Genomic DNA, 13,422 nt, shown 5'->3' on the forward strand with positions numbered 1-13,422 from the left:
ATGGGCAAGCGCAAGAATTTCTGGCAGAAGCTTCAGCACTCCCTGCGCAAGCGCGCGGACGCGGCCGCCACGGCGACGCCGCCCAAGCCCGACACGCCCGCCCCGGTGCGCGAGAAGCTGGTCTTCGAGCACCTCGAGCCGCGGCTGCTGCTGTCCGACACGCCCATCCCGCTGGCCACCTTCGCGCCCGCCGGCACGCTGACGATCAACGTCCACTCGGGCGACCTCAAGGTCGAGACCGTCTACAGCGGCGGCACGCCGCAGATCCGCGTGTGGGACAACACCGTCGGCATGTCGCTGGGCCAGGTGGCGCTGACGCAGAACGTCAAGATCAGCATCAACGGCCTGCCCGGCATCAGCGACAAGGTGCTGGTGGACCTGGGCTACGACGACGGCGCCGCGGGCACCAATGCCACCAGCCCGTTCGCCATCATGGTGGAGCTGGACGGCGGCACCGACATCCCGCTGGTCAGCGACGACACGCTGACCTTCCAGAGCAGCGGCCCCGACTTCTACAACCCGACGGCGCTGTTCCTGAAGAGCACCGACGACATCGTCTTCGCCAGCGGCTTCACGAGCACCGGCACCTTGAGCGTCGACTCGCAGGAAGCCATTACCGCCAACGGCGTGACGCTGCAGGCCAGCGACATCTACCTGGGCGTCACCAAGGCCGTCACCGACGGCGTGACGCTGCTGGACGGCTTCAACCTGCTGGGCAATGCCAGCGGCGCCATCAACCTGACCAACGCGAATGTGACCGCCGGCGACATCGGCCTCATCGTCACGACGAGCGTCAACGTCAACACGACGGACTCCAGCTACGCGAGCAACCTCATCAAGGTTGCCTTCGTGCAGACCAGCTCCAACGCGCAGATCACGCTGGGCGGCGCCACGAACCTGAGCGCCACCGCGGGCAAGCTGACGCTGGCCTCCAGCTCCACCGTCACCGCCAAGGCGACGACGCAGCCCGACGCCGGCAGCACGGCGGCCGACAAGGACGCGTCCATCGCCTCCGTCATCGCCAGCAGCGCGGCCGGCGTGACCGTGGGCGGCGGCGCGTCGCTGACGGCCAGCGGTGCGCTGATCCTGACGGCCACCAACACCGCCAACGTCGAGGCCATTGCCGATGGCACGGCCGGCGCCAGTGCCAGCGGCGCCAAGGGTGGCACGGTCGCCGTCACACAGCTGGGCGGCGACACGTCCGTCAACGTGACCGACAACGCCGCGCTGTCCGGCAGCGCCATCACCGCGTCGGCCACGGCCAACCGCACCGTCCACACGTCGGCCAAGTCCACGGCCGGCGGTGCCACGCAGCCCAGCGGCGGCACGCCCACGCAGGGCCAGCAGCAGCTCGCCAACAACAACGCGCAGACCGGCGACGGCCAGCTGAACTTCGCCGCCGCGGTGGCCGTCACCCACGTCGGTGGCGACACGACCGCGCGCCTGGCTGGCTCCGGCGTGACGACGGCCGGCGCGCTGGCCGTGTCGGCCACGTCGGCCACCGCCACCGTGGCCGGCGCCGCCGCCAGTACCGAGGCCGATGGCAGCGCCGCCACCGGCAGCCCCGGCGTGGGCGTGGCCGCCGCCTTGAGCTTCATCGATGGCACGACGCGCGCGTCGCTGGGTGATGGCGCCGCCATCACGGCGCCCAGCGCCACGTTTTCGGCCAGCACGACGACGGACGCCAACTTCGGCGCCATCGCCACGTCCGGCGCCGGCAGCACCAGCGGCGTCGCCGTGGCCGGCTCGCTGGCGCTGCACGTCGGCGTGCTGACGACCGAGGCCGTGCAGGAAGCCGGCAGCACCGCCACGTCCACCGGCGGCGTCACGTTCAACGCCACCAGCAACACCCACCACCAGGCGCGCGCACTGCCCAAGGTCAACGGCGCCACCGGCGAGAGCACGGGCGTCGGGGCGTCCGTCGCGATCAACGTCGTCGACGAGACGACGCGCGCGCAGGTCGATGCCAACGCGAAGTTCACCGGCAGCAGCCTGGCGCAGAACGTCAACGCGACCAGCGACGTCGACACCGAAGCCAAGGGTGGCGCCAGCGGCGGCACGGCCGTGGCGCCGGTCGTCGCGGTGACTGTCGTCAACACCGATGCCAAGGTCGGCGCCCTGGGCGGCAGCGACATCACGCTGGTCAACGGCCTCACCAGCGACGCCAGGAGCGCCGTCGACGTGCTGGCCAAGGGCCACGGCGATGCGGCTGGCAAGACCAACGCCGCCGTCGGCGCGTCCGTCGTCGTCACGCACGTGGCGCCGCTCGTCGAGCTGGCGCTGGACGGCAAGCTGCAGGCCGGCGCCGCCGTGCTGATGACCGGCCGCAACACCGGCCTGACGCGCAGCGAGGCCAAGGCCGCCGCGCGCGGCGCGCAGGACAACGGCAACAACGCCAGCCAGCAGGGCAGCGCCGCGCAGGGCGCCGGCAACACGGCGGCCGGCAACAACGGCGCGCGCGGTGCGTCGGGCACCACGCCGCAGGCCAACAGCGGCGAGGGGCCGGTCACCGTGGCCGCCGCCATCGCCATCCATCACCTGGGCGGCCAGAGCACGGCCCGCGTCGGTGGCGCGGCGGACATCACGACCGCTGGCCTGCTGTCGCTGAAGAACGAGACCGACCTCGACGCGCAGGCCGACGCCAGCGGCGTGGCCAGCCAGGGCAGCACCAACGTCGGCGCCGCCGTGGCCATCAATGTGGCCGAAGTGGGCAGCAGTGCGCGTGTCAGCAGCGGCAGCGTCAGCAGCAACGGCCTGGCGCTGGGCGCCACGACCGTGACCGGCCAGCGCAGCGAGGCGACGACGACCGCCACCTCCGGCGCCGCCACCGGCAACACCGGCGTGGCCGGTTCGCTGGCCATCGGCGTGGGCATCAGCAAGTTCGAGGCGAGCCTGGCGCCGACCGCCGTCGTCAATGCCCACGCGGGTGCCGTCACGCTGGACGCCGACTCGACAACCGGCGACACCGTGAAGGCCCTGCCCGACGGCGGCGGCGCCGTGGCCGAGAACACCGGCGTCGGTGCGTCTGTCGCCATCAACGTCGCCGACCACCTGGGCCGCGCCGAGATCGAGAACGGCGCCACGCTGACGCCGGCCGGCTCGCTGACCCTGAACGCCAAGACCGACTCGGCCATCACGACGACCGCCGAAGGCGGCGCCAAGGGCGGCACCGCCGTCGCGCCGGTCGTGGCCGTCACGGTGGCCAACCAGGACGCCATCGCGCGCATCGGCACCGGCGGCCTCGTCGACGCCAGCGGCGCCATCGGCGTGAACTCGACGCTGGCCAGCACCAACACGACGAAGGCCGAGGGCAAGGCCGAGGGCGCCAAGGACGCCGCCGTCGGCGCGGCCATCGCCGTCAACGTCGAGAACGACAAGAGCCTGGCCAGCACGGCGCGCAGCCTCAAGAGCACGGGCGCCATCGGCATCTCGGCCACCAGCAGCGCGGCCAGCACGGCGTCGTCCAAGGCCAGCGCCGTCGGCGGCAAGGAGGACGACAGCAGCTCCGCCAGCGACGACGCGGCCGTCGACCAGCAGAACACCGCCGCCCGCAACAGCGGCAACTCGGCCGCCAACGCGGCCGGCGCGCGCAACTCGTCCACGTCGCAGGCCACGCCCAGCGCGCAGGGCACCGGCGGCGGCACGGTCAGCGTGGCGGCGGCCGTCGCGGTGAACGTGGCCCAGGCCACCAGCCGCGCCACGGCCGGCGGCGGCACGTTGACGGCCGGTGGCGCTCTCAGCCTCGACAGCAAGACCGACACCGACGCCAAGGCCGTGGCCGACGGCAGCACGCGCGCCAAGGACGCCGGCAACCCCAACGACACCGGCGTGGGCGTCGGCGTGGCCATCAACGTGGGCATCAACACCAACGAGGCCAAGCTGCTGGGCGACGCCGTCGTCGCCAGCCAGGGCGCCAATGTGCGCGCCGGCATGACCGGCGCAGGCACGCACACCAACGCCGCCGAGGCCAAGAGCGGCGCCGGCGGCGCCAAAACCGGCGTGGCCGGTGCGCTGGCCGTCAACGTGGCCGTGGACCGCACGACGGCCGAGATCGCCGCCGGTGCCAACGTGAATGCCGGCGCGGGCGCCAGCACCGTCAGCGCCGCCACCCAGCACGCCGATTCGGCCAGCGCCACGCCCACCGACTCCGGCGTGCAGGCCGATGCCAAGAACACCGGGGTCGGCGCGTCCGTCGCCGTCAACGTGCCCGACGTCATCGCCCGCGGCGAGATCGCCGATGGCGCCGTCGTGAGCAGCAGCGGCGCGCTGGCGGTCAGCGGCACGCTGGAGAACGCGATCACGACGACCGCCGAGGGCGGCGCCAAGGGCGGCACGGCCGTGGCGCCCGTCGTGGCCGTCACGGTGGCCAACCAGGACGCTGTCGCGCGCATCGGAACCGGCTCGGCCACGACGACGTCCGGCAACCTGGCCGTCGGCAGCAGTCTCAAGTCCACCAACACCACCAAGGCCGAGGGCAAGGCCGAAGGCGCGAAGGATGCCGCTGTCGGCGCGGCCGTGGCCGTCAACGTGGAGCTGGACCGCAGCACCGCCAGCCTGAACCGCAGCGTCAACACCACCGGCACGGTGGGCGTCACGGCCGCCAGCCAGACGGCCAGCACGGCCAGCGCCAAGGCCAGCGCCGTGGGCGGCAAGGAAGACGACAGCAGCTCCAGCAGCGACGACCACGCCGTCGACGACCAGAACAACGCCGCCCGCGGCACCGGCGACGCGGCGGCAGCCGCCGGCGGCGCGCGCAACAGCTCCTCGTCGCAGGCCACGCCGTCGGCGCAGGGCACCGGCGGCGGCACCGTCAGCGTCGCCGCGGCGGCGGCCGTGAACATCGCTTCCAGCACCGCCGCAGCGACGCTGGGCGGCGGCACGGTCACGGCCACGGGCGCCGTCAACGTGGGCAGCAGCAGCGACGCCGACGCCCAGGCCACGGCCGACGGAAGCACGCGCGCCAAGGACGCGAGCAACCCCAACGACACCGGCGTCGGTGTCGGCGTGGCCGTCAACGTGGGCCTCAACACCAACACGGCCACCGTGCTGGGTACCAGCGTCGTCAACAGCCAGGGCCTGAACGTGACGGCCGGCGTGGCCGCCGGCGGCGACGGCAAGCACACGACCGCCGCCACGGCCAAGAGCGGCGCGGGCGGCGCCAAGACCGGCATCGCCGGCGCGTTGGCCGTCAACGTGGCGGTGGACCGCACGACGGCCGAGGTCGCCACCGGCGCCAGCGTCAACGCCGGCGCGGGCGCCAGCAGCGTCAGCGCTGCGGCCAAGCATGCCGACACCGCCAGCGCCACGCCCACCGACTCTGGCGTGCAGGCGGACGCGAAGAACACCGGCGTCGGCGCGTCTGTGGCCGTCAACGTGCCGGACCTCATCGTTCGCGGCGAGATCGCCGACGGCGCCGTCGTGAGCAGCAGCGGCGCGCTGGCGGTCAGCGGCACGCTGGAGAACACCATCACGACGACGGCCGAAGGCGGCGCCAAGGGCGAGACCGCCGTCGCGCCCGTCGTGGCCGTCACGGTGGCCAACCAGGACGCCATCGCCCGCATCGGCACCAGCGCCAGCGCGGTCAGCGCGACCGGCGCCGTCACCGTCGCCAGCAGCCTCAAATCCACCAACACGACCAAGGCCGAGGGCAAGGCCGAAGGCAGCAAGGACGCCGCCGTCGGCGCCGCCGTGGCCGTCAACGTGGAGCTGGACCACAGCCGCGCCAGCGTCAACCGCAACCTCACCGGCACCACCAGCGTCGCCATCACCGCGGCCAGCGAGACCGACACAACGGCCAGCGCCAAGGCCAGCGCGGTGGGCGGCAAGGAGGACGACAGCAGCTCGTCCAGCGACGACCATGCCGTCAACGACCAGAACGCCGCGGTGCGCGGCCTGGGCGATTCGGCCGCCGGCAGCGGCGGCGCGCGCAACTCCTCGTCCAGCACGGCCACGCCGTCGGCCGCGGGCACCGGTGGTGGCACCGTCAGCGTGGCCGCAGCCGTGGCCGTCAACATCGCCGACGCGACGGCCAGCGCCACCGTGGCCGGCGCGTCCATCGCGTCCAGCGGCGCCGTCACCGTGGCCGCGACGGCCGACAACGACGCGAAGGCGCAAGCCGACGGCAGCACCCGCGCCAAGGACGAGGACAACCCCAACGACACCGGCGTCGGCGTCGCCGTGGCCGTCAACGTCGGCCTCAGCACCAACGAGGCGCGCGTGCTGGGCGGCAGCAGCATCAACAGCCAGGGGCTGAACATCACGGCCGGCATGGCCGGCGCATCGGGCGACGGCGCGACGCACACGACCGCGGCCGAATCCAAGAGCGGCGCCGGCGGCGCCAAGACCGGCGTGGCGGGCGCGCTGTCCGTCAACGTGGCGGTGGACCGCACGACGGCCGAGCTGGCCGGCAACGCCCAGGCGGGCGCGGGCGCCAGCAGCGTCACCGCCAGGACGACCCACGACGACTCGGCCAAGGCCACGCCCACGGACTCCGGCGTGCAGGTCGATGCGCAGAACACCGGCGTCGGCGCGTCCATCGCCGTCAACGTGGCCGACCACATCGCCCGCGCCGAGGTGCTCAACGGCGCCGGCCTGGCCAGCGCCGGCGCGCTGACGATCTCGTCCGCGCTGCAGAACACGATCACGACGCAGGCCGAGGGCGGCGCCAAGGGCGGCACGGCCGTCGCACCCGTCGTCGCCGTCACGGTGGCCAACCAGGACAGCATCGCGCGCCTGGGAACCGGCGGCACGCTGACCAGCACCGGCGACCTCGCCATCACGGCCGACCTGCGCGCCACGAACAACACCACCGCCAAGGGCAAGGCCGAGGGCAAGGAAGACGCCGCCATCGGCGCGGCCGTGGCCGTCAACGTGGAGCTGGACCGTGCCAATGCCGAGCTGGCCCGCTCGGTGACGAGCACCGGCGCCGTCAGCGTGGCCGGCACCAGCCAGGTCGCCACCACCGCCAAGGCCGAGGCCAGCGCCGTGGGCGGCGAGCAGGACGACAGCAGCAGCCCGTCCGACGACAACGGCGTCAACCAGAAGACCGCCGCCGGCCGCAATCTCGGCAACTCCGCTGCCAACGCGGGCGGCGCGCGCAACTCCAGCAGCAGCGCCGCCACGCCGTCGGCCGGTGTGGCCAGCACCGACACCACCAGCGGCGACAGCGGCAGCAGCGAGACCGTCAGCGTCGCGGCCGCCGTGGGCGTCAACATCACCGACACCACCAGCCGCGCGCAGATCAGCGCCGGCACGATCAGCACGCCGACGAAGAACGTGTCGGTGCAGTCCAGCGCCAACACCGACGTGCAGACGATCGCCGACGGCAGCGCGACGACCAGCGACGGCGGCACCGGCGTGGGCGCCGCCGTGGCGGTGAACTACGCGGCGGCTACCAACGAGGCGCTGGTGGGCAGCGGTGTCGTCATCACGGCCGACGGCCTGCAGCTCGGCGCGACGATGACCAACGTCGGCGGCGACACCACCCACACGACGCTGGCCAGCGCCAAGAGCGGCGCCGGCGGTGGCGACATCGGCGTGGCCGGCTCGGTCGCCATCAACATCGTCAACGAGGACACCAAGGCGCAGTTCAGCGGCAGTGCCGCGCTGGCCGGCGCCGACTCCGGCGGCGCACTGCAGGCCATCACGGCCTCCACCGCCAGCGACACGGCCAAGGCCGTGCCCGAGGACGAAGGCGGCCAGGCGGGCGGCAGCGACGTGGGCGTCGGTGCGTCCGTCGCCGTCAACGTGGTCGACCGCAACCTCGATGCGACGCTGGCCGACGGCGCGCAGATCGCCGGCAACGTGTCGTCCATGACCGTCTCGTCGACGGCGCAGGACACGATCACCACCGAGACCGAGAACGGCGCCAAGGGTGACACAGGCGTCGGTGTGGCCGCGGCCGTCACGGTCGACACCAGCGACACCCGGGCCTACGCCGGCACGGCCAGCGGCACGCTGACGGTCGGCGGCGACGCTGCCGTGCGCGCCTTCCGGCTCGACCAGGTCACCGGCAGCGCCAAGGCCGAGGCCGCTGGCAAGGACACGGCCGTGGGGGCGTCCGTCGTCGTCACGGTCATCGACGGCGATGTCAGCGCGCGGCTGGCCCGCAGCGTGGCGGCGGGCGGCGCGGCCGAGGTGTCGTCCGGCAACACCGTGCTGGCCATGGGCACGGCCAAGGCCAGCGCGTCCGGCAACAGCAGCGGCGGCCGCAGCGCCGACAAGGAAGCCGACAACCAGGTCAACAACAACCCCAACAACGGCGGCGACCGCACGCTGCCCAAGAGCAACGACCAGGTCGACTCCGCCAACACCCAGACCAGTGGCGAGACCGGCGGGCAGGGTTCGTCCGGCACCGGCGTGGCGGCAGCGGTCGTCGTGCAGGTGCTGGTGACCGACAACACCGCCAGCGTGGCCGACGGCGTGACGCTGACGGCCGGCGGCGCGCTGAGCGTCGATGCGCAGGCCGACTACAACGTCATCACGCAGGCCATGGGTGACGCCATCGACCTGAGCAAGGACACCAACGTCGGCGCCGCCGTGGGCCTGGGCGTGACCGACGCCAGCAACGTGGCCAGCGTCGGCGCGAACGCGGACCTGCGCGGCGGCTCGGTGCTGGTGCGCGCGGACCGCCCGGGCGACAGCGGCGACCACGAGTTCCGCAGCATGGGCATCGCCGCCGCCGGCGGCAAGGACACCTCGGTGGCCGGCAGCGTCGCCATCAACATCGTCACGCTGGACACGGCCGCCACCGTGGGCGCCGGCGCGCAAGTCCGCGCCAGCGCCGGCAAGCTGGACGTCGTGGCCGACCAGAGCACGCAGGTGCAGGCCATCGCCGGTGCGGCGGCCGTCAGCACCGGCGGCACGGGCGTGGGCGCGTCCGTGGGGTTGAACATCGTCGTCGAGCGCACCAGCGCGACCGTGGGTGCGGGCGCCCAGCTCGCCGCGCGCGACGCCACCACCGTCAGCGCCAGCGGCCAGGTCATCCCGGCCGTGCTGGACCTGCCCGACCCGCTGCCCGACCTGCCGCTCAGCAACCTCGCCATCTCCGGCGGCATCTCCACCGACGGCGCCGCCGGCGCCGGCTCGGCCGCCGTCAACATCTACACGCTGGACACCGTCGCGCGGCTGGACAACGGCGTCAAGGTCAACGACGCGGCCATGGGTGTGGCCGCCGGCGCGGCGCAGGATGTGACCGTTGCTGCCAGGAGCCGTACCGACATCGAAGGCGGCGCGGGCGCGGGCGGCATCTCCATCGGCAATGCCGGCGTCGGCATCGGCCTGGACGTGACCGTCCTCGTCGAGAACACCCAGGCCCAGCTCGGCTCGGGCGTGGCGCTGAAGGCCGGCCGCGACATCGCCGTGCGTGCCAACAGCGACCAGGACATCACCAGCGTCGCCGCGACCGCGGGCGTCGCGACCGATGGCTCCGGTGTCGGCGGCAGCGTGTCCGTCTACGTCGTCACCAACACCACCGAGGCCACGACGGCCGGTGGCGCCGGCTCGGCGCTGCAGGCCGGCGGTGCGCTGGCCGTGACGGCTGATGCGCCGTTCGACATCACCCAGGTGGCCGGTGCGCTGGCCTATGGCAACTCGGCCGGCGTGGGCATCTCCAGCACCGTGCTCGTGCACAACGACACCGTGCAGGCCCTGGTCGGCCCCGGCACGGCGCTGGCAGCCGGCTCGACCGGTGGCGTCGACGTGGCCGCCACGTCGCACGAGAACCTCGTCACCATCGCCGTGGGCGGCGGCGCGTCCAGCAGCGCGGCCGTGGCCGGCTCGGTCGTCGTCAACGTGCTGAACGAGACGACCAAGGCGCGCATCGATGACAGCGCCACGTTCACCGTCGGCACCGCGTCGGGCGCGACGCAGGCCGACATGAAGGTCCGCGCCAGCGACGAGACCGACATCGTCTCGGTCGCCGGCTCCATCGCCGCGTCCAGCAGCGTCGGCGTGGGCCTGGGGGCGGTCGTCAACACCGTCAACAAGACCACCGAGGCCCGGCTGGGCTCGGCCGCCACCGGCACGGTGGATGGCGACCTGCTCGTCACGTCGCATTCCGACGAAGACATCTCCACCGTTGCCGCCGGCGTGGCGGCCAGCTCCAGCGTGGGCGTGGCGGCCGACGCCAACGTGCAGGTGCTGAACATCACGACGCGCGCCATCCTCGGCGACGACCCGACCGACGCCAAGGCCAGCGCCGGCGCGGGCGACGCGCATGCCCAGGGCAGCATCGTCGTCGCGGCGGACGAGAACAGCGAGATCGACCTCATCACCGGCTCCGTCGGCGCGTCCGGCTCGGCCGGCGTGGGCGCGGCCGTGGGCGTCGTCACGGCCAACAAGAACACCGTCGCGCTGGTGGGCGAGGGCGCCAAGGTCACGGCCGACGGCCTGCGTGCCGGCCTGGCCGTCCAGGACGGCGGCATTGGCGTCGGCTATGCCGCGGCCACGCCGCAGAGCACCTCCGGCCTGCCCAACGCCGCCGCCGGCCAGAAGGGCAGCGCCGCCGCGTTCGAAGTCGGCACGCCGACCTTCAACGCCGCCAGCGGCAGCGGCCAGACCAGCGACGACCCGAGCTTCACGAAGAACCGCGTCGCCACGCCCAGCGTGCGCAGCGGCTTTACCGGCCTGGCCGTCACGGCCACCAACCGCGACGACATCGAGACCTTCGCCGTCGCCCTGGGCGCGGGCACGGCCGGCATCGGCGTCGGCTCGGCCACCAATGTCGTCAACACGACGACGACGGCCGGCATTGGCGCCAGTGCCAACGTCAATGCCGATACCAGCACCGGCGGCGCGGGCCAGAGCGTGCTCGTCGGCGCGGGTGACGACTTCTCGCATGTGGCCCTCGCGGGCGCGCTCGGCGTCGGCACCGTCGGCGTGGCCCCGGGCGTGGACGTGACCGTGCTGACGCACGACACCAACGCCAGCATCGGCGGCAACGCCAGCGTGAAGGCCAAGGACGACGTCGTCGTGCAGGCCACCAACGAGGACCATCTCGTGCTGCTGTCCGCCGGCATCGCCGCCGGCACGGTGGGCGTGGGTGGCGCCGTCAACGTGCTGGTCGTCAACAACCACACGACGGCCACGGTGGGCGCGGCGTCCAGCGTGCAGGCCGGCGGCGACGTCGGTGTGCTGGCCAAGGACGCGACCGACGTGACGATGATCGCCGGCGCGCTCGGCGCGGGCACCGTGGGCGTGGGTGCGTCCGTGGGTGTCATGAGCATCACCAAGCACACCGATGCCGGCGTGCTGACCGGCGCGGCCGTCGACGCCAAGGGCGCCGGCAGCGGCCTGCTCGGCATGCTGGACGGCAGCGTGGGCGCCGCCGGCCTGGGCACGGCGGAGCGCCACGGCGTCGTCGTGCAGGCCGACAGCCGCGAGGACTTCTTCCACCTCGACGTTGCAGCCGGCGCCGGCTACGTGGGCGTGGGCGGCGGCGTGGGCGTCACGCTGCTGGACTCTGACACGACGGCCATCATCGGTGCGAATACCCGGATCAACCGCAACGGCGGCAACGCCGGCGCGGACGGCGACCAGGGCGTCTACGTGACCGCGGCCAACAGCGCCAGCGGCACGCACTTCACCGGCGCGGTGGCGGGCGGCTTCGTCGGCGTGGGCGGCGCGGTGCAGGTGGGCAGCCTGCGCAACGACACGGCGGCGCGCATCCTCGGCAATGCCGACGTCGCCGCCGCGGCGGACGTGGCCGTTAACGGCCTCTCAAGCATCGACCTCGACTCGCTGACCATCTCCGGCGCCGGCGGCTTCGTCGGCGCGGCGGGCGCGGTGACGGTGTGGTCCGTCGGCACGCCGCTGGAGCGCAGCTACCAGAACAGCGACGGCGCCACCGCCGACGGCCTCACCAAGACGCAGGCCGACAACACGCAGGGCTCGGGCGACAGCGACGCGGCCAAGCAGGCGTCGCTGGCCAAGGGTCAGGTCGGCAGCGTGCTGGGCGGCTTTGCCGGCGGCACCGCCGGCAGCGGCCAGCAGCGCGTGAAGGACCGCGCCGGCGCGGCCGGCACACTGGTCAGCGGCTCCGGCCCGTCGCAGGCCGAATGGCTGGCTGCCATCAACGCCACTAACCCGGCACAGGGCACCGAGGCCACCGTTGCCGGCGGCACGGTCGTCACGGCCGGCAATGCGATCACGGTCAATGCCCGCCAGTGGGCGGACGTGGACTTCCTCGTCGGCGCCATCGGCGGCGGCGCGGGCGGCATCGGCGCCGGCATCGGCGTGTTCTCGACCGCGTTCAACACGAACGCCAACGCCGGCGGCACCTACGCGGCCGGCGGCGCGTTCTCGGTCAGCTCGCGGCTGGACAGCACCGTCGACGCGACGGCCTTCGCCGGCGGCGCCGGCTTCGTGGGGCTGGGCGCCGCCGTGTCCGTGCTCAGCGATCACAGCAACAACCAGGCCGGCCTGGGCGACGGCGCCCGCGTGAAGAGCGCGTCCAGCGTGGACGTGACGGCCACGTCCAACCGCGCCATCCACCTGGCCACGGGCCAGGGCACGGCCGGCGCGGTGGCGGCCGGCGCGTCGTTCACGCGGCTGACCAGCGACGGCCAGGTCAGTGCCGACGTCGGCGCGGGTGCCCGCATCGGCCAGGACGCCGGCCAGACGGTCGGCGCGCTGCACGTGAAGGCCGAGGCCAACCTCGACGCCGAGGCGCACACGCTGGCCTTCTCGGTCGGTGCGGTGGCCATCAGCGCCAACTTCGCCTTTGCCGACGTGAAGCCGCTGCTGCGCGCGTCGGTGGGCGACGCATCACTCATCAAGACGACCGGCGAAGCGACGGTGGACACGCTGTCCACCGGCAAGGCCGACGCCAAGGTGCTGACCGTCACGGCCGGCGCTGGCGCCACGGGCGTCAGCCTGTCCAGCGCGACGTTCTCGCCGACGGTGCAGGCACTGTTCGGCGCCACGTCGGTGCTGAATGCCGGCGGGCTGATCCGCGTGCAGGCACGCAACAACCACAACGGCAGCGGCGCGCTGGCCAACAAGGGCGCGTGGGCCTCGTCCACGGCGCCGGGCTTCGGCGGCTTCACCGGCAACGGCGCGGTGCCCACGGCCGAGGCCAACGGCAGCGTGAAGGCCAGCGTCGGCTCGGGCTCGCTGATCAGCGCGGGCGGGCGTGTCGACGTGCTGGCCTACAACAACAACGAGGCGCAGGCCGAGGCGCTGGCGCTGTCCGTCGGCGGCGCGACCGTCGGCGTCAGCATCGGCAACGCGCGCGCCAACGGCGGCACGACGGCCGAGCTGCTGGGCGGCGTGGGCTCGTCCACCGACCTGACCGTGCGCTCGCAGGCGCGCAACCTCGCCAATGCCGACGCCGACGCCTCTGGCGGCGGCCTGGACGCCAACAACGGCGCCAGCAGCACGGCGCGGGCCAACGGCAATGTGCAGACCGTCGTCGGCGTCGCC

The 13,422-nt window shown here is 73.6% G+C and carries 1 protein-coding gene (cut by a window edge); it reads left to right on the forward strand.

Translation table 11 applies throughout. The annotated features are described in order from the left end of the window. Positions 1 to 13,422, forward strand: the start of a protein-coding gene (locus tag ACG04Q_RS04930; RefSeq protein WP_394509754.1) for a tandem-95 repeat protein. 32,232 nt of this gene lie beyond the right edge of the window; 13,422 of the gene's 45,654 nt are visible here — the first part of the coding sequence; it begins with the start codon at positions 1 to 3; the stop codon falls past the right edge of the window.

The sequence above is a fragment of the Pelomonas lactea genome (assembly GCF_043555885.1).
Classification (GTDB): Bacteria; Pseudomonadota; Gammaproteobacteria; order Burkholderiales; family Burkholderiaceae_C; genus Pelomonas; species Pelomonas lactea.